Raw genomic sequence first — 17432 nt, 5'->3', positions numbered from 1 at the left:
GCCCGGCCGCCCGCCCCGCCCGTACCCTTCCCCTATGCTCGTCGCACGCTCCGTCGCCCTGTTCCTCCTGGCCGCCCTCCTGGAGATCGGGGGCGCCTGGCTGGTCTGGCAGGGGGTGCGCGAGCACAGGGGATGGGTGTGGGTCGGGGCCGGAATCATGGCGCTGGGCGCCTACGGGTTCGTGGCCACGCTCCAGCCGGACGCGGAATTCGGACGCATCCTCGCGGCGTACGGGGGCGTCTTCGTGGCCGGGTCGCTGGCCTGGGGCATGGTCGCCGACGGCTACCGCCCCGACCGCTTCGACGTGGCCGGAGCGCTGATCTGCCTCGCCGGCGTGGCTGTGATCATGTATGCGCCGCGTGGCCGTTAGAAGCCGCGTAGCCGTTAGAAGTCGTCGGCCTCCCGGGTCACCTTCAGGACACAGCCGGTCTCCGGGTCGATCAGGACCTCCCAGACCTCGTGGCCGCGCTTGACGTCGACGTCCCAGACCTTCTTGGACTCCTTGTGCTGTGAGTCCTTGTTCTCGCGGTCCTCGCGGTTCTGGTGCTCGCGGTTCTGGTCCTCGCGGTTCTGGTGCTCGCGGTCCTGGTGCTCCCGGTCCTGGCCGCCGCCGGTCCGCACCTGCGGCTCCTTGCGGTGGCCCTCCTTGCGGGAGTTCTCCTTGCGGGAGTCCTCACGCTTGGAGTACTCGCGCTTCGACTCCTCGCGCTTGCGCTCCTGCTCGTGGCTCTGGCTCTTCTGCCCCTCGTCCTCCTCGCACTCGTCCTCCAGCTCGGCACCGAGGGCCTTGCCGCCGACCTCGCACTCGGCGATCCGCACGGCCTCGCTGAGCGTCACACGGCCGTCGTTGTGCCGCTTCTCCTCCTCGTGGCGGGCCTCGTTGTCGCCGTGGCGGTCCTCGTCGTTCCCGTGCCGGGCCTCGTTGTCGCCGTGGCGGTCCTCGTTGTTCCCGTGCCGGGCTTCCTGCTGGGGCTTGGCCTGCTCCTGGGGCTGCGACGGCTGCGTGAGAGCGGTGTACCGGGCGACGGCCGCGTACGCCGCCTCCGCGCCGGGGATCGCCCGGAACTCGTCGCCCCGGTAGCCCTCGTCGCCCTCGCGGGCGTTCTCGTCGGCGCCGTACGCGCCGTTCTCGGACTCGGCGGACTCGGCGGACCGCTCGTCCGTCCCGTGCTTCCCCTCCATGGAGGGCTGCGCGTAGCCGCGCTCCTGGCCACCGCCGTACTGCCCGCCGTTGTTGTGCTCACGGCCGTTGTCATGGCCGTTCCCGTGCTGGCCCTCGTGGCCCTGCTGACAGGCGTTGCTCATCCCGGAGTGGGGACCGGGGGTGGCGCTGCCGGCCGCCCAGGCGGCCGTCGGCGCACCCGTCACGAGTGCCGCGGCCGCGATGGCGCCGGCCGATGCGACACCCCAGCGGCGGAAGGCGCGGCGGGGCCGTTGGGTGAATCTGATGTGCTGGGTCATGGGTTGTTTTCACTCCTTGGCACAGGGACGCTCCGGACCGGCGGCGCGCCGGACGCAGTGCACCTTTCCCCGGGCCCTCGCGGCCGTAGCGGATTTCGATCGCCAGTCCCCCGATTGGCGGCAAATCAGCCCGTCATATCCTGCGTATGGATCACAGGCGCGCGGCGGGTGCCCGCGGGCGCCCGGATCCCGACCGTCACGTCGCCTCAGGAGGGCCGATGACCACCCGTACCGCAGTCGTCACCGGTGCGAGCAGCGGGATCGGGGCCGCGACCGCCCGCCGTCTCGCCGCCGCCGGTTTCCGCGTCGTCCTCGCCGCCCGCCGCGAGGAGCGCGTCGAGGCGCTCGCCGCCGAGCTGACCGAGGCCGGGCACGAGGCCGTGGCCCGGGTGCTGGACGTGACGGACCGCGCCGCCGTGGACGCCTTCGCCGCCGGTCTGGAACGCTGCGACGTCCTGGTCAACAACGCGGGCGGGGCCATCGGCAGCGAGCCCGTCGCCACCGCCGACCCGGCCGACTGGCGGGCGATGTACGAGGTCAACGTGGTGGGTGTGCTCAATGTCACCCAGGCGCTGCTGCCGGCGCTGATCGCCTCCGGCGACGGCACCGTGGTCGTGCTGTCCTCCACCGCGGGCCACGTCGCCTATGAGGGCGGCGGCGGTTACGTGGCCGCCAAGCACGGGGCCCACGCCATCGCCGCCACCCTGCGGCTGGAGTTGTGCGGCGCCCCGGTGCGGGTGATCGAGATCGCCCCGGGCATGGTCCGCACCGACGAGTTCGCGCTGAACCGCTACCGCGGCGACGAGGACAAGGCCGCGGCGGTCTACGAGGGCGTGGCCGAGCCGCTCACCGCGGACGACGTGGCCGACACCGTCGAGTGGGCGGTCACCCGGCCCTCGCACGTCAACATCGACCTGCTGGTCGTCCGCCCCCGCGCCCAGGCGGCCCAGCACAAGGTGCACCGGGAGAGCTGACCCCTCCGCGCCGCCGGGGCCTTCACGCGATGCTTCACGCGAAGCCTTCACGCGGTGCCTTCACGCGGTCGGTCAGGAACGGAGAAGCGGAGCGCCCCGCCCGCCCGTAGCGTGAGCGGCATGGAGAGGAAGGCACGATGAGCATGGCCAAGAGGACGGACACGGGGGCGGGCACGGGGACGGGCGCGGGGACGGGGTCGCCCGGGCCGCACGCCGCCGACAGCCACGATGTGATCCGCGTACACGGCGCGCGCGAGAACAACCTCAAGGACGTCAGCGTCGAGATACCGAAGCGCCGGCTGACGGTGTTCACCGGCGTCTCCGGCTCGGGCAAGAGCTCGCTGGTGTTCGACACGATCGCCGCCGAGTCGCAGCGGCTGATCAACGAGACCTACAGCGCCTTCGTGCAGGGCTTCATGCCCACGCTGGCGCGGCCCGAGGTCGACGTCCTTGATGGGGTGACCACCGCGATCACCGTCGACCAGCAGCGGATGGGCGGCGACCCCCGCTCCACGGTCGGCACCGCCACCGACGCCAACGCGATGCTGCGCATCCTCTTCAGCCGGCTCGGCCGGCCGCACATCGGCTCCCCCAAGGCGTTCTCCTTCAACGTCCCCTCCATCAGCGGGGCGGGCGCGGTCACGATCGAGCGCGGCGGGAAGACCGTCAAGGAGAAGCGGAGCTTCAGCATCACCGGCGGGATGTGTCCGCGCTGCGAAGGCCGCGGCACGGTCACCGACCTCGATCTCGCCCAGCTCTACGACGACTCCAAGTCGCTCAGCGAGGGCGCCCTCACCATCCCCGGCTACAAGGCGGGCGGCTGGAACTACCGGCTCTACAGCGAGTCGGGCTTCTACGACCCGGACAAGCCGATCCGCGAGTACACCAGGAAGGAACTGGACGACTTCCTGCACCGCGAGCCGATCAGGATGAAGATCGCGGGCATCAACATGACGTACGAGGGCCTGATCCCGCGGATCCGGAAGTCGATGCTGGCCAAGGACCGGGAGTCGATGCAGCCGCACATCCGGGAGTTCGTGGACCGGGCGGTCACCTTCACCGCCTGCCCCGACTGCGGCGGCACCCGGCTCAGCGAGGCGGCGCGGTCGTCGAAGATCGAGGGGGTCGGCATCGCGGACGCGTGCGCGATGCAGATCAGCGACCTGGCCGAGTGGGTACGCGGCCTGGCCGAGCCGTCGGTGGCGCCGCTGCTCACCGCGCTCCAGCAGACCCTCGACTCGTTCGTGGAGATCGGCCTGGGCTATCTCTCGCTGGAGCGGCCGTCGGGCACGCTGTCGGGCGGCGAGGCGCAGCGCGTGAAGATGATCCGCCACCTCGGTTCCTCGCTCACCGATGTCACCTACGTCTTCGACGAGCCCACCACGGGCCTGCACCCCCATGACATCCGGCGGATGAACGACCTGCTGCTGCGGCTGCGGGACAAGGGCAACACGGTGCTCGTGGTGGAGCACAAGCCGGAAGTGATCGCGATCGCCGACCACGTCGTCGATCTGGGCCCCGGCGCGGGGACGGCGGGCGGCAGCGTCTGCTTCGAGGGCGGCGTCGAGGGGCTGCGGGCCTCCGGCACCATCACCGGCCGCCACTTCGGCGACCGGGCCGCGCTCAAGGAGACGGTGCGCGAGCCCACCGGCACGCTGCCGATCCGCGGCGCGAAGGCGAACAACCTGCGAGACGTGGACGTCGACATCCCGCTGGGCGTCCTCGCCGTCATCACCGGGGTCGCGGGCTCCGGCAAGAGTTCGCTGGTGCACGGCTCGATCCCGGCCGGCGCCGGGGTGGTGTCGGTCGACCAGGGCGCGATCCGCGGCTCCCGGCGGAGCAACCCGGCCACGTACACGGGCCTGCTCGACCCGATCCGCAAGGCGTTCGCCAAGGCCAACGGCGTGAAGCCGGCGCTGTTCAGCGCCAACTCCGAGGGAGCCTGCCCGGGCTGCAACGGCGCCGGAGTCGTGTACACCGACCTGGCGATGATGGCCGGCGTCGCCACCACCTGCGAGGAGTGCGAGGGGAAGCGGTTCCAGGCCTCGGTGCTCGAGTACCGCCTCGGCGGCCGGGACATCAGCGAGGTGCTCGCGATGCCGGTGACCGAGGCGAAGGAGTTCTTCGGCGCCGGCGAGGCGCGCACCCCGGCCGCGCACACGATCCTCGGCCGGCTCGCGGACGTCGGGCTCGGCTACCTCACCCTCGGCCAGCCGCTCACCACGCTCTCCGGCGGCGAGCGGCAGCGGCTCAAGCTGGCCACCCACATGGCCGACAAGGGCGGCGTCTACGTCCTCGACGAGCCGACCGCCGGCCTCCACCTCGCCGATGTCGAACAGTTGCTCGGCCTGCTGGACCGGCTCGTCGACTCGGGCAAGTCGGTCATCGTCGTGGAGCACCACCAGGCGGTCATGGCGCACGCCGACTGGATCATCGACCTCGGCCCCGGGGCCGGCCACGACGGCGGCCGGGTCGTCTTCGAGGGCACCCCCGCCGGCCTCGTCGCCGCCCGCTCCACCCTCACCGGCGAGCACCTCGCGGACTACGTCGGCTGAAGTCCCGGAAACGCGCAGAGCCCCGGACACACGCAGAGCCCCGGAAACGCGCAGAGCCCCGGAGGACTCCGGGGCTCTGCCGCTCGCATGGCGCGTGGCGCGCCTGAGCTCAACCCTTCACGCAGACCAGCTGCTTGAGCTTCGCGACCACCTCGACGAGGTCCCGCTGCTGGTCGATGACCTTCTCGATCGGCTTGTAGGCGCTCGGGATCTCGTCGACCACGCCGGCGTCCTTACGGCACTCCACGCCCCGCGTCTGCTCCTCCAGGTCCCGCGTGGAGAAACGCTTCTTCGCCGCGTTGCGGCTCATCTTGCGACCCGCGCCGTGCGAGGCCGAGTTGAACGACGCCGCGTTCCCCAGGCCCTTGACGATGTACGAGCCGGTGCCCATGGAGCCGGGGATGATCCCGTACTCGCCGCCACCCGCGCGGATCGCGCCCTTGCGGGTCACCAGCAGGTCCATGCCCTCGTAGCGCTCCTCCGCCACATAGTTGTGGTGGCAGGAGATGACGGGCTCGAACACCGGCTTGGCCTTCTTGAACTCCTTGCGGACGACGTCCTGGAAGATCGCCATCATGAGCGCGCGGTTGTACTTCGCGTACTCCTGTGCCCAGAACAGATCGTGCCGGTACGCCGCCATCTGCGGGGTGTCCGCGATGAAGACCGCCAGGTCGCGGTCGACCAGGCCCTGGTTGTGCGGCAGCTTGCGGGCCTCGCCGATGTGGTACTCGGCCAGCTCCTTGCCGATGTTCCGGGAGCCGGAGTGCAGCATCAGCCAGACCGAACCGGACTCGTCGAGGCAGAACTCGATGAAGTGGTTACCCGAGCCGAGCGAACCCATCTGCTTCACGGCTCGCTCCTGACGGAACTTGACCGCCTCGGCGACGCCGTCGAACCGCTCCCAGAACCCCTCCCAGCCCGGCGCGGAGAATCCGTGGAGCCGCTCCGGGTCGACCGGCTCCTCGTGCATCCCTCGCCCGACCGGGATCGCCTGCTCGATGCGCGAGCGCAGCCGCGACAGGTCCCCCGGGAGGTCCTCGGCCGTCAGCGAGGTACGGACCGCCGACATCCCGCAGCCGATGTCCACCCCCACGGCCGCCGGGCACACCGCGCCCTCCATCGCGATCACCGAGCCGACGGTGGCGCCCTTTCCGTAGTGCACGTCCGGCATCACGGCCAGGCCCTTGATCCACGGCAGCGTCGCCACATTCCGCAGCTGCTGCATGGCCACGCCCTCGACCGTCGCGGGATCGGTCCACATACGGATCGGAACCCGCGCCCCGGGCAGCTCAACATAAGACATCTCTACTCATTCCCCCATAAAAGACTGAAAACGCAAAAGCCGGGCAGAGAGCCCCAATAACGGCGACCGACCGGCAGACGTGGCGGCGCGTGCGGTAGACATTGTCTCCAGGCCCCGCCCACGGGCGGCAAGCAGTTTTCCCGCGAAGCGACCTCGAAGGGACGGGGACAGTGCAGCCAGCGCAGCAGCGAAGGGCGTACGCACCGGGCGCCGCACGGGCCGTCGCCGTGCTCGCGACCGTGCTCGCCGCCATCGGCCTCAGCGGCTGCACCGGCTCCGGCTCCGACCAAGGGCACGACGACGGCAAGTCCGGCGACTCGGGGGCGCCGGTCGCCGCCGCCCCCGGCAAGTACCGCACCCTCCCCGAGGCGTGCGGCGCCGTCAGCTCCAAGACGCTGCAGAAGCTGCTGCCCGGCGCCGACGAGGACGACAAGGTCTACGACGGCCAGGCCACCGTGACCTTCGACACCGAGCGGCGCGTCGGCTGCCGCTGGAAGCTGGAGACGGGCAGCGGCACCCGCTACCTCTCGCTCGACTTCGAGCGCGTCGTCTCGTACGACCCGAAGGTCAGCGACGAGGACCAGGCGGAGGAGCGGTATCAGAAGAAGGCCGTCGCCGCACACGTCCCGGGCGTCTCGGACGCCTCCAGCGCCCCCTCCGGGTCCGCATCCGGCTCGGGGTCCGGCTCCGGGTCGCCGAAGAGCAAGGGCACGGCGCCGTCGAAGTCCTCGTCCGGCTCATCCGGCTCGTCCGGATCCGGGGCCGGAGGCGAGGGCTCCGAGATCGACACCCCGGCGGCCGACGCCCCCACCCCCGACACCCCCACGACCGACGACGCGGGAACCGGCGACGGCGACAGCGCCGAGACCGCCGCGCCGCGCGTCCTGGACGACCTCGCCGACGACGCCTTCCTCGACGATCAGCTCATCACCACCGACTCCGGCATCCACCGCGATGTCACCGTCGTCTTCAGGTCCTCGAATGTGATTGCCACCATTGAGTACGACCAGTGGTCGACCGACAAGAAGCACATTCCCAGCAGCGAAGAACTGCAGGTCAACGCCGAAGATCTGGCCCAGGAGCTGACCGGGCGGCTCAACGAGTAGACCGGTCCGGGGGGCGGTGCGCAAGACGCCCGAATTGGGCCGTCCGCGCATCGGCCGCGTACCGTGCCGACTAATCCCGCGGGCGGGACGGCCGCCCCTCGACCGAGAACGAGCGAAGGACCCATGCACCGAACAGCACCACGACTCGCCCGTATATTCGTCAGCGCAGCCGTACCGGTGGTGCTCGTCGCCGGCTGCTCCTCCGGCTCCGACAAGGACTCCAAGGACTCGGCCGACGCGTCCAAGTCGGCCACCCCCAGCCCGACGCCGACCGTCGCGGCCGCAAAGTACGACAAGCTCCCCGAGGTCTGCCCGACGCTGTCCGGCAAGACGATCGACCAGCTCGTCCCCAAGGCCGAGAACAAGAAGGGCAAGGAGCTCCCCTCCGCCGACGCCAACCAGTCGGCCAGCTGCCTGTGGACCGGCCTCAACGGCTTCAAGTACCGGCAGCTCACCGTCTCCCTCAAGCTCTTCAGATCCGATCTGTCGCTGGGCACCGGCGAGAAGCGCGCCGAGGCCTACGCCGCCGACCAGGCCCAGAAGGCCACCACGGCAGACGGCGCCAAGAACGCCAAGACCGCGCAGGTCTCCGGCATCGGCGACGCGGCCACCACCGTGAGCACGGAGTCGAAGAAGGACGGCGACGAGTTCCGCAACCAGACCGTCGTGGCCCGCACCGCCAACGTGGTGGTGACCCTCGAGTACAACGGCGCCGGTTACGAGGACGAGAAGACGCCCGACCCCAAGAAGCTCCTCAAGGACGCCGAGACCGCGGCCAAGGAGGTCGTCGCCGCCATCGCCAAGGACGGCGGGGGCAGCGACAAGGACGGCGGCAAGGCCACCGGGAAGGACAGCGGGGGCGCCGAGAAGGGCAGCGGGAAGGACGCAGAGAAGAACGGCGGGAAGGACGGCGGGAAGGGCGCAGGATCCGCCGGCGCCGCGTAGCCGCCACTCCCCGCATCGCCGCTCCGACCCCCTTCCCGTCCACCGCCCTTGACGTGTATGCGACGCTGGGCGCGCCGAATGCCGTAGAACGGGGGAGGGGTCGCGGGTGGCCGCGATGCAACTGACACGTACGCACCGCATATTGATCGGGGTGGTCGTCACCGGCGCGGTGGTGATCGCCGCGATCGGTTTCGCGGGCTCCTACTCCGCCGTGCGCGACCTCGCCCGCGACAAGGGCTTCGGTGGCTTCGCCAACGTCCTGCCCATCGGGATCGACGCGGGAATCGTCGTCCTGCTCGCCCTCGACCTGCTGCTGACCTGGCTGCGGATCCCCTTCCCGCTGCTGCGCCAGACGGCCTGGCTGCTGACCGCCGCCACCATCGCCTTCAACGGCGCGGCCGCCTGGCCCGACCCGCTCGGCGTCGGCATGCACGCCGTCATCCCGGTGCTGTTCGTCGTCTCGGTCGAGGCCGCCCGCCACGCCATCGGCCGGATCGCCGACATCACCGCCGACCGGCACATGGAGTCGGTCCGCGTCGCCCGCTGGCTGCTGGCGCCCGTGCCGACCTTCCGGCTGTGGCGCCGGATGAAGCTGTGGGAGCTGCGCTCCTACGACGAGGTCATCAAGCTCGAACAGGACCGCCTCGTCTACCGCGCCCGGCTGCGCGCCCGCTACGGCCGCTCCTGGCGCCGCAAGGCCCCGGTCGAGTCGCTGATGCCGCTGCGGCTGGCGCGCTACGGGGTGCCGCTGGCGGAGACCGCACCGGCCGGGCTGGCCGCGGCGGGCCTGGACCCGGCCGAGCTCACGTCGGCGGCACTGCCGGTCGCGCTGCCCTACGGGGGCGGGGCCGCCGGAACCCTCAGGGCCGCCAGTGCCGCCGGGACCGCCGGAACCGTCGCGATCCCCGGAGCCCCCGGAGCCCCGGGAGCTCCCGGAGTCCCGGGGGCGGACCGGGCCGGGGGCCAGGAGCGCGAGCTGCCCCTCTCCTTCCCGCTGCCGGTCTACCAGCAGCAGGGCTACCAGCAGCCCGCCGCCCCCGAACACGACGGCCGGGCGGCGACCGGCTACGAGCAGGCCGCGGGACACCCGGCGGCCGGCCGACAGCAGCCGCAGCCGCAGGACGAGCCGCAGCAGCCCCAGCCGGCGCCGGCCCAGGCACCGGCGCCGGCCGAGCAGCCCGAGGCCCAGCCGCAGGCGCAGCAGCCCGGCTCGTACGCCGACGAGGCGCAGGACGCCGCCGGGCTGACGGTCCCCGTCGGCCCCGGCGGCCGGGTCCGGCCGCTGGGCGGGCAGGGCACCAGCAGCCAGATCGCCTATGTGCCGGGGCAGCGGGACCAGGAGCCCTTCACGGAGCAGGAGCCGTCCGCCGGGGCCATCACGCCCGCGAACCTGCCGGAGGACATGCCGCGCGACGAGGCGTACTACGGGGCCTTCCGCCAGCACGTCACCAACCACGGCAGGTTCCCCTCCCCGTACCAGTTCGGCCGTCTGCTGCGCGAGGGGTACGGCATCACCGACCTCGGCGAGGCCGAGGTGCGCCGCCACCTGGACGACTGCAAGGAGCGGTACAAGCTGGAGATGGAGACGGAGAGCATCCCGTAACGGGCCTGGACTCCCCCATTCCCTGAAAACGGCGGGCGGGCCGGACTCCTGGGGAGTCCGGCCCGCCCGCCGTTTTCGCGGCTCGGGACCCGGTGGCTCGGGACCCGGCGGCTCGGGACCCGGTGGCTCGGGACCCGACCTCAGGCCGCGAGCAGCTTGCGCACCCGGTCGGCGCCCACCGCCAGCAGCAGCGTGGGCAGCCGGGGGCCCGTGTCGCGGCCGACCAGCAGCCGGTAGAGCAGCGCGAAGAACGCGCGCTGCGCGACCTTCAGCTCCGGGGTCGGCTTGGCGTCCGCCGCGAACCCGGCCTGGAGCTTCGGCACCCCGTAGACCAGCGTGGTCAGACCGTCCAGCGACCAGTGGGTGTCCAGCCCCTCCAGCAGCAGCCGCAGCGACTCGCGCTCGGTCTCGCCGAGCGAGGCGAGCAGCTCGGTGTCCGGCTCGTCCCGCACGCGCGTGCGCTGGTCGGCCGGGACCTGGGTGTCGATCCAGCGCTCGGCCCTGTCGAGCCGGGGCCGGGTCTCGTCCAGGGACTTCACCGGGTTGTCCGGGTCGAGCTCGCTGAGGATGCGCAGCGTCTGCTCGTCATGGCCGGTGGTGATGTCGACCACGGACGCGAGCGTCCGGTACGGGAGCGGGCGCGGGGTGCGCGGCAGCTCGCCGGCGGCGGTGCGGGTGGCGCGGCTGTAGGCGGCGGCGTCCGCCGGCTGGGCCGTGCCCTCGGTGATCTTGCGCTCCAGGGCGTCCCACTCGTCGTAGGTCCGCTGGATCTCCTGGTCGAAGGCGATCTTGAAGGACTGGTTCGGCCGGCGGCGCGCGTACAGCCAGCGCAGCAGCGGCGCCTCCATGATCTCCAGCGCGTCGGCCGGGGTCGGCACGCCGCCCTTGGAGGAGGACATCTTGGCCATGCCGCTGATGCCCACGAAGGCGTACATCGGGCCGATGGGCTGCTCGCCGCCGAAGACCTCGCGCACGATCTGCCCGCCGACGACGTACGAGGAGCCGGGCGAGGAGTGGTCGACGCCCGACGGCTCGAAGACGACGCCCTCGTAGGCCCAGCGCATCGGCCAGTCGACCTTCCAGACCAGCTTGCCCCGGTCGTGCTCGCGCAGCAGGACGGTCTCGCCGTGGCCGCAGGCGCAGGTGTACGACATCTCGGTGGTCTCGTCGTCGTACGAGGTGACGGTGGTGAGGTCGCGCTCGCACACCGAGCAGTACGGCTTGTACGGGTAGTAGCCCGCGCCGCCCGCGCTGCCGTCGTCCTCGCTGGCCGCGCCGGAGCCCTCGGCGGCCTCCAGCTCGGCCTCGTCGACCGGCTTCTGCTGCTTGGCGGGCTTCTTCGCCCCGGCCTTGTCCTTGTCCTTGTCCTTCGTGCGGTACCGGTCGAGGACGGCGTCGATCTGCTCGCGGTGGCGCATCGCGTGCAGGATCTGCTCGCGGTACGCGCCCGAGGTGTACTTCTCGGTCTGGCTGATGCCGTGGAACTCGATGCCCATCTCCTCGAGCGCCTTGATCATCGGCGCCTTGAAGTGCTCGGCCCAGTTCGGATACGAGCTGCCGGGCGGGGCGGGGACGGAGGTCAGCGGCTTGCCGATGTGCTCCGCCCAGGAGGGGTCGATCCCGGCCGGGACCTTGCGATACCGGTCGTAGTCGTCCCAGGACACGATGTGCACACACTCGTAACCGCGGCGCCGGATCTCGTCGGCGACCAGGTGCGGGGTCATGACCTCGCGCAGATTGCCGAGGTGGATCGGGCCGGACGGGCTGAGGCCCGAGGCGCAGACGATCGGTTTGCCGGGGGCGCGACGCTCCGCCTCGGCAATGACCTCGTCGGCGAATCGGGAGACCCAGTCGGTCTCGGTGCTCTGAGCCACGGTCGGCACTTCCTTCCTTGCGGTCATGGCTCGACCATTGTCCCAGACGGAACGAGGCCCCCCGAAGGTTTTCCACAGGGGGCCGGAGCGCAGGCCGGGGCGGGGGCCGGGGCACGGGCCGAACCGCAGGCCGGGGCGGGAGCCGGGGCAGGGGCGAAAGCGCCGGAAAAACCGTTGGCCCCGCCGTGAAATACTGAGGTGGACCCAACCATCTATAGGAACGGCACTCCTCCCATGGCCTCGGTCCCCTCCCTTGCCGCCACGGTCCACCAGCGTCTCGCGGACGCCCTCTCGGCCGCCCTGCCGGAGGCCGGCGCCGCCGACCCGCTGCTGCGACGCAGCGACCGGGCCGACTTCCAGGCCAACGGGATGCTGTCGCTCGCCAAGAAGCTCAAGGGCAACCCGCGCGAGCTGGCCGCCAAGGTCGTGGAGAGCCTGCCGGCCGGCGACGTGATCGCGGACATCGAGGTCTCCGGCCCCGGCTTCCTCAACATCACGGTGTCGGACGAGGCGATCGTCAAGACCCTCGCCGCCCGCGCCGCCGACGCCCGCCTCGGCGTTCCGCACGCCGAGAACCCCGGCACGACCGTGGTCGACTACGCCCAGCCGAACGTGGCCAAGGAGATGCACGTCGGCCATCTGCGCTCGGCGGTGATCGGCGACGCGGTGGTGCGGATCCTGGAGTTCGCGGGCGAGAAGGTGGTCCGGCGCCACCACATCGGCGACTGGGGCACCCAGTTCGGCATGCTCATCCAGTACCTGATCGAGCACCCCCACGAGCTGGACCACAAGGCCGACCCGACCCAGGACCAGGCCGCCTCCGGCGAGGAGGCCATGTCCAACCTGAACCGCCTCTACAAGGCGGCGCGGGCGCTCTTCGACTCCGACGAGGAGTTCAAGGAGCGGTCCCGGCGCCGGGTGGTGGACCTCCAGGCCGGGGACGAGGAGACCCTCGCCCTGTGGCGGAAGTTCGTCGACGAGTCGAAGCTCTACTTCTACTCGGTCTTCGACAAGCTGGACATGGAGATCCGCGACCCCGACGTGGTCGGCGAGTCCGGCTACAACGACATGCTGGCCGAGACCTGCCGGCTGCTGGAGGAGTCCGGCGTCGCGGTGCGCTCCGAGGGGGCGCTGTGCGTCTTCTTCGACGACGTGAAGGGCCCGGACGGCAAGCCGGTGCCGCTCATCGTCCAGAAGTCCGACGGCGGCTTCGGCTACGCGGCCACCGACCTGTCCGCGATCCGCGACCGGGTGCGGAACCTCCAGGCCGACTCGCTGGTCTACGTCGTGGACGCCCGGCAGTCGCTGCACTTCAAGATGGTCTTCGAGACCGCCCGCCGGATCGGCTGGCTGGGCGAGAAGACCCACGCGTACCAGCTCGCCTTCGGCACGGTCCTCGGCAAGGACGGCAAGCCGTTCAAGACCCGCGAGGGCGAGACGGTGCGGCTGGTGGACCTGCTGGACGAGGCCATCGACCGGGCGACGGCCGTCGTCCGCGAGAAGAGCGAGAACCTGGGCCTGACCGAGGAGGAGATCGCCGAGCGCGGCGCCCAGGTCGGCATCGGCGCGGTCAAGTACGCGGACCTGTCCACCTCGGCCGCCCGCGACTACAAGTTCGACCTGGACCAGATGGTCTCGCTCAACGGCGACACGTCGGTGTACCTCCAGTACGCCTACGCCCGGATCCAGTCGATCCTGCGCCGCGCCGAAGCGGGCCAGAAGCCGGCCGCCCACCCCGAGCTGCCGCTGGCCCCGGCCGAGCGGGCGCTCGGCCTGCACCTGGACCAGTTCGCGGAGACCCTCAAGGAGGTCGCGGCGGGCTACGAGCCGCACAAGCTGGCCGCGTATCTGTACCAGCTCGCCTCGCACTACACGACCTTCTACGACAAGTGCCCGGTCCTGAAGGCCGAGGGCGGCCCGGCCCAGGTCGAGAACCGCCTCTTCCTGTGCGACCTGACCGCCCGCACCCTCCACCAGGGCATGGACCTGCTCGGCATCCGCACCCCCGAGCGCCTCTGAGCGCTCCCGCACGCCCCGCGACGGCGGGCCCGGGCCAGATACTGGCCCGGGCCCGCCGTCAGGCGTACCGGGTGAACCCGCCGGTGGAGATCTTCACGCCGAGCGCGGGGAGTTCGATGTCCTCCCCGTACAGCCCGTGCAGGACGCCCTGGTAGGCGCCCTCCCGGGGAACGGTGTACAGGGTCCAGGTCCCGTCGCGGGGGTCGACCAGCAGATAGGCGGGGATGCCCGCGTCGGCGTACCAGCCGACCATCTCGGTGGTGTCCTTCGAGCTGTTGCCCTTGGAGACGACCTCGCAGACGAGCTCCACGTCCCCCGGATCGGCCAGCCACTCGTCGGACTCGCCGAAACCCGCGTCGCAGACGAGCAGGTCGGGGGTCGCGTAGTCGTCCTTGTCGTCCGGCAGGGACACGGACGCGACCTGGTAGGACTCCAGATGGTCCGGAAGGGCTGGGTCGAGCTGCCGGAAAAGCTCGTTGACGATCCCGGCGTGCTTGCCGCGCGGGGTCGGGGACATCATGAGAACTCCTCGGATGATCTCGGCGCGCAGGCCGGTCGCTTCCTCAGCTGCCTCGGCGGCCTTGCGAAGTCGGCTCATGCCAAGCTCCGGGATGGTGAGGGTCATGGTGTCCAAGCTTCCGATGCGAAAAGTCTAGCCACAGCGCCACCGCCGTACGGCGACCCTGGCAGCGCGCTCGACGTCCTGTCAGGCGGATCGGCGGCCATCACCGCATCGGGTGAGACCCAACACCACCCCCACCCCCTGCGTTTGCGACAAAAATCAGCTCCAGCCCGGCTGAAAACCAACGATGCGGACAACCTCGCCTCAACCGGGGGAGTCGGACGTCAGGTAATCGGCAATCGATCTTCAGGAGGAAGTCATGCGACGTTGGGGGACCGCGCTCGCGGCGCTCACGCTGGCCGGCGCCGGGATGGCGGCGACGGCGGGGACGGCCGGTGCCGCCACCACGTCGAGGACGGCCAAGGCTGCGGCCGAGGCCTGCGCGACCAGGTGGGGCAGCGTCGACAGGACCGCGCAGGCGAGCGACCACAAGCCGCTGGCCGACATCCGGGCCGGCCGGCACGAGTGCTACGACCGCCTGGTGTTCGACGTCAAGGGCGGCACGACGGCCGAGCCGACCGGCTACCGCGTCGGCTACGTCGACGCCATGTACCAGGACGGCTCCGGCGACCCCATCGCGGTCGGCGGCGGCGCGATCCTGGAGATCCGGGTGGCCGCGACGAGCTACGACACCGGGACCGGCGCCGAGACGTACCCGGGCCGGGCCGGGAAGCCGCTGCCCGGGGTGGACGTCACGGGGTACCGCACGTTCAAGGACACCCGCTACGGCGCCAGCTTCGAGGGCGAGACCCAGATCGGGCTCGGCGTGCGCGCCCGGCTGCCGTTCCGCGTCTTCCAGTCGGGCGACCACCTGATCGTGGACGTCGCCCACTCCTGGGCCACGGCCCGCTGAGCCGTCCCGACCCCGACGACCGCCGGGGCCGCCCCCGCGCCCCGGCCGGTTGTCAGTGGCACCCGCTTCACTGTCTTCTGTGAACGAAGACGAACTGCTGTCCGCCCTCCACGGCCTGGTGTGGCCGGACACCGGGAAGCTGGAGTGCCGCGCGGCCGGCCACGCGCCGGGCCATCTGTGCCTGACGATCGGCGGTGAGGCGTCCCTGGACGCGCTCGTGGAGCAGCTCGGCGACTGGTACGGGGAGCCGCGCACCCTGGTGTCGGAGGGGCGCGCCGACTCCTCGCTGCGCGAGCGGACCGGGCTGCCGCTCCTCGTTCCCTTCGGGGAGGGCGAGCGGGTCGTCGAGATGCGCGCCTGGGCCTTCGGCGGCCGGTGGATCGGCTGCGGTGCCGTCCGCGTCGGCGGAGAGGCGCGGCTGGTGGTGGTCGTCGCCCCGCGCACCGCCCCGGCGCCGGAGGAGCTGCCCTCGGACGCCTCCTGGCTTGACCGGCTCGTCGCCGTGACCGGGTGGGACGCGGATCGGGTCCGCGCGGACCCGATCCGCCTGGAGCGGATGCACACCGGCCGGATCCGGCCGGTCGACTGCGCGGCGGCCGAGGCCCGGCTGGGGACGGCGCTGCCGAGCGACTACAAGCGGCTGGTCGACACCTTCGGCCACGGCGCCTTCGACGGCTTCCTGGCCATCCACCTGCCGGCCGACATCGTCAAGAGCGCCGAGTTCGCGTCCGGTTGGGCGAAGACCCACGGGCTGCGGTCCCGGGAGACGCACCCACCGTTCCCCGAGCCGGGCGGGCTGCTGCCCTGGGCGGGCACCGAGCACGAGACGTCGTTCTACTGGATCACCGAGGGGCCGGACCCCGACGCGTGGCCCGTCTATGTGACGGAAGTCGGCCCCGAGGCCGGGGACCGGTTCGACATGACGGCCACGGAGTTCGTCTTCCGCATGCTCACCGACCCCGACCACCCGTACTCCATACCCGCCGACTTCGCGGCCCACTGGTTCATGAACTACAACCCGCCCCGCTGACGCCCCGGCGGATCTCGGTCGGTAGCGTGGCGGCGCGAACGCTGGGCTGACACAGGGCGGAAGGGGGCCGGGATGCGCTACGTCGTCATCGGAGCGGGCGCCGTCGGGGGCGCGATCGGCGGGCGGCTCTCCCAGAGCGGACACGACGTCGTCCTCGTGGCGCGCGGCGTCCACTACGAGACGCTGCGGCGGGACGGGCTGCGGCTGCTGACGCCCGACGGCACCCACCGGCTCCCCGTACCCGTGGCCGACCGGCCCGAGGCCGTCGAGCTGCGCCCCGACGACGTGCTCGTGCTCACCGTCAAGACGCAGGACAGCGTGGCCGCCCTGGACGCCTGGGCGCCCCGCCCGGTGGCCGGCGGCGGCACGGCGGGCGACCGGCTGCCGCTGGTCTGCGCCCAGAACGGGGTGGAGAGCGAGCGGCTGGCGCTGCGGCGCTTCCGCCGGGTCTACGCCATGTGCGTCTGGCTGCCCGCCACCTACCTGGAGCCGGGCGAGGTCACCGCCCCCTGCGCACCCTTCACCGGCGTGCTGCACCTGGGCCGCTACCCGTCCGGCGCCGACGAGACGGCCCGGCGGATCGCGGCCGACCTGGAGACCTCCCACTTCCTCGCGCCGGTCGTCCCCGACGTGATGCGCTGGAAGTACGCCAAGCTGCTCAGCAACGTCGCCAACGCCGTGGACGCGGTCTGCGGCCCGGACGGGGGCGCGGAGGCGGCGGCCCTGGCGGAGCGCGCGCGGGCGGAGGCGATCACCGTCCTCGACGCGGCGGGCATCGACCGCGCGAGCGCCGCCGAGCAGAGCGCGGCGCGCGACGGAAAGATGGACATGCGCCCCGTCGAGGGCGGGGCACGGGGCGGCGGCTCGTCCTGGCAGAGCCTGGTGCGGGGCACCGGCTCGGTCGAGGCGGACTATCTGAACGGCGAGATCGTGCTGCTGGGCCGGCTCCACGGGGTGCCGACCCCGGTCAACGAGACCCTGCGGCGCATCGCGAACGAGTGCGCGCGCGAGCGCCGCGCCCCCGGCACGATCACCGCCGCGCGGCTCACCGAGATCGTCGACGCGGCCTGAGCCGCCCCCCTTCGGG

14 protein-coding genes are annotated in these 17432 nt (G+C 71.8%); 10 read left to right on the top strand and 4 right to left on the bottom strand.

What is annotated here, in order from left to right:
- Positions 1 to 34 precede the first annotated feature (34 nt).
- Positions 35 to 370, top strand: coding sequence for a YnfA family protein (locus tag ABFY07_RS27020; protein WP_065962762.1), 336 nt, complete (start codon positions 35 to 37; stop codon positions 368 to 370).
- Positions 371 to 384: 14 nt separating this feature from the next.
- On the opposite strand, the gene ABFY07_RS27015 is transcribed toward ABFY07_RS27020, so the two are convergent.
- A complete protein-coding gene (locus tag ABFY07_RS27015) occupies positions 385 to 1461 on the bottom strand; it encodes a PepSY domain-containing protein (protein WP_346176981.1) in 1077 nt (358 codons plus the stop codon).
- Positions 1462 to 1679: 218 nt separating this feature from the next.
- On the opposite strand from ABFY07_RS27015, the gene ABFY07_RS27010 reads away from it, so the two are divergent.
- Both ABFY07_RS27010 and ABFY07_RS27005 read left to right on the top strand, forming a co-directional pair.
- The gene (locus ABFY07_RS27010; RefSeq protein WP_346176980.1) at positions 1680 to 2435 is read left to right on the top strand and encodes an SDR family NAD(P)-dependent oxidoreductase; all 756 of its coding nucleotides are present in this window, start codon (positions 1680 to 1682) and stop codon (positions 2433 to 2435) included.
- Positions 2436 to 2572: 137 nt separating this feature from the next.
- Complete coding sequence (locus tag ABFY07_RS27005; RefSeq protein WP_346176979.1) at positions 2573 to 4990, top strand: ATP-binding cassette domain-containing protein; 2418 nt, start codon at positions 2573 to 2575, stop codon at positions 4988 to 4990.
- A 109-nt stretch (positions 4991 to 5099) separates the two neighbouring features.
- Here ABFY07_RS27005 and ABFY07_RS27000 read toward each other — a convergent pair whose 3' ends face one another.
- On the bottom strand, positions 5100 to 6293 hold the full coding sequence (locus tag ABFY07_RS27000) for an RtcB family protein (RefSeq protein WP_346176978.1): 1194 nt from the start codon (positions 6291 to 6293) through the stop codon (positions 5100 to 5102).
- A 170-nt stretch (positions 6294 to 6463) separates the two neighbouring features.
- Between ABFY07_RS27000 and ABFY07_RS26995 the strand changes: the two genes are divergently transcribed.
- From ABFY07_RS26995 to ABFY07_RS26985, 3 genes are all read left to right on the top strand, one after another.
- A complete protein-coding gene (locus ABFY07_RS26995) occupies positions 6464 to 7399 on the top strand; it encodes a DUF3558 domain-containing protein (protein WP_346176977.1) in 936 nt (311 codons plus the stop codon).
- A gap of 123 nt (positions 7400 to 7522) precedes the next feature.
- Entirely contained in the window at positions 7523 to 8344 is an 822-nt protein-coding gene (locus ABFY07_RS26990; protein ID WP_346176976.1) for a hypothetical protein, read from the top strand.
- Positions 8345 to 8459: 115 nt separating this feature from the next.
- Complete coding sequence (locus tag ABFY07_RS26985; RefSeq protein WP_346176975.1) at positions 8460 to 9947, top strand: DUF2637 domain-containing protein; 1488 nt, start codon at positions 8460 to 8462, stop codon at positions 9945 to 9947.
- Positions 9948 to 10087: 140 nt separating this feature from the next.
- Here the strand turns inward: ABFY07_RS26985 and lysS are convergent, their stop codons facing one another.
- A complete protein-coding gene (gene lysS / locus ABFY07_RS26980; protein ID WP_346176974.1) occupies positions 10088 to 11848 on the bottom strand; it encodes a lysine--tRNA ligase in 1761 nt (586 codons plus the stop codon).
- 207 nt (positions 11849 to 12055) lie between these two features.
- Between lysS and argS the strand changes: the two genes are divergently transcribed.
- On the top strand, positions 12056 to 13840 hold the full coding sequence (argS, locus tag ABFY07_RS26975) for an arginine--tRNA ligase (RefSeq protein ID WP_346176973.1): 1785 nt from the start codon (positions 12056 to 12058) through the stop codon (positions 13838 to 13840).
- A 58-nt stretch (positions 13841 to 13898) separates the two neighbouring features.
- Here the strand turns inward: argS and ABFY07_RS26970 are convergent, their stop codons facing one another.
- Entirely contained in the window at positions 13899 to 14465 is a 567-nt protein-coding gene (locus tag ABFY07_RS26970; protein ID WP_346177039.1) for a Uma2 family endonuclease, read from the bottom strand.
- A 256-nt stretch (positions 14466 to 14721) separates the two neighbouring features.
- Here ABFY07_RS26970 and ABFY07_RS26965 point away from each other — a divergent pair, with 256 nt between their 5' ends.
- From ABFY07_RS26965 to ABFY07_RS26955, 3 genes are all read left to right on the top strand, one after another.
- Complete coding sequence (locus tag ABFY07_RS26965) at positions 14722 to 15315, top strand: AMIN-like domain-containing (lipo)protein (protein WP_346176972.1); 594 nt, start codon at positions 14722 to 14724, stop codon at positions 15313 to 15315.
- Between the two features lie 79 nt (positions 15316 to 15394).
- The gene (locus ABFY07_RS26960) at positions 15395 to 16345 is read left to right on the top strand and encodes a hypothetical protein (RefSeq protein ID WP_346176971.1); all 951 of its coding nucleotides are present in this window, start codon (positions 15395 to 15397) and stop codon (positions 16343 to 16345) included.
- A 72-nt stretch (positions 16346 to 16417) separates the two neighbouring features.
- Positions 16418 to 17416: a ketopantoate reductase family protein gene (locus ABFY07_RS26955; protein ID WP_346176970.1), complete on the top strand. Its 999-nt coding sequence runs from the start codon at positions 16418 to 16420 to the stop codon at positions 17414 to 17416.
- Positions 17417 to 17432 lie beyond the last annotated feature (16 nt).

It is taken from the genome of Streptomyces sparsogenes subsp. cuspidosporus (assembly GCF_039532705.1).
In the GTDB taxonomy this organism is placed as follows: Bacteria; Actinomycetota; Actinomycetes; order Streptomycetales; family Streptomycetaceae; genus Streptomyces; species Streptomyces sparsogenes.
The sequence above is the reverse complement of the archived record's forward strand: the minus strand, read 5'-3'. Positions and strand labels throughout refer to the sequence as shown.

What these genes read in the sequence shown, in the direction of transcription:
- ABFY07_RS26965 (WP_346176972.1), top strand. Translation starts at nt 14,722, where the DNA reads ATGCGACGTTGGGGGACCGCGCTCGCGGCGCTCACGCTGGCCGGCGCC.
- ABFY07_RS26955 (WP_346176970.1), top strand. Translation starts at nt 16,418, where the DNA reads ATGCGCTACGTCGTCATCGGAGCGGGCGCCGTCGGGGGCGCGATCGGC.
- ABFY07_RS27015 (WP_346176981.1), bottom strand. Translation starts at nt 1,461, where the DNA reads ATGACCCAGCACATCAGATTCACCCAACGGCCCCGCCGCGCCTTCCGC.
- lysS (WP_346176974.1), bottom strand. Translation starts at nt 11,848, where the DNA reads ATGACCGCAAGGAAGGAAGTGCCGACCGTGGCTCAGAGCACCGAGACC.
- ABFY07_RS27010 (WP_346176980.1), top strand. Translation starts at nt 1,680, where the DNA reads ATGACCACCCGTACCGCAGTCGTCACCGGTGCGAGCAGCGGGATCGGG.
- ABFY07_RS26970 (WP_346177039.1), bottom strand. Translation starts at nt 14,465, where the DNA reads ATGACCCTCACCATCCCGGAGCTTGGCATGAGCCGACTTCGCAAGGCC.
- ABFY07_RS27005 (WP_346176979.1), top strand. Translation starts at nt 2,573, where the DNA reads ATGAGCATGGCCAAGAGGACGGACACGGGGGCGGGCACGGGGACGGGC.
- ABFY07_RS26985 (WP_346176975.1), top strand. Translation starts at nt 8,460, where the DNA reads ATGCAACTGACACGTACGCACCGCATATTGATCGGGGTGGTCGTCACC.
- ABFY07_RS27000 (WP_346176978.1), bottom strand. Translation starts at nt 6,293, where the DNA reads ATGTCTTATGTTGAGCTGCCCGGGGCGCGGGTTCCGATCCGTATGTGG.
- ABFY07_RS27020 (WP_065962762.1), top strand. Translation starts at nt 35, where the DNA reads ATGCTCGTCGCACGCTCCGTCGCCCTGTTCCTCCTGGCCGCCCTCCTG.
- ABFY07_RS26990 (WP_346176976.1), top strand. Translation starts at nt 7,523, where the DNA reads ATGCACCGAACAGCACCACGACTCGCCCGTATATTCGTCAGCGCAGCC.
- argS (WP_346176973.1), top strand. Translation starts at nt 12,056, where the DNA reads ATGGCCTCGGTCCCCTCCCTTGCCGCCACGGTCCACCAGCGTCTCGCG.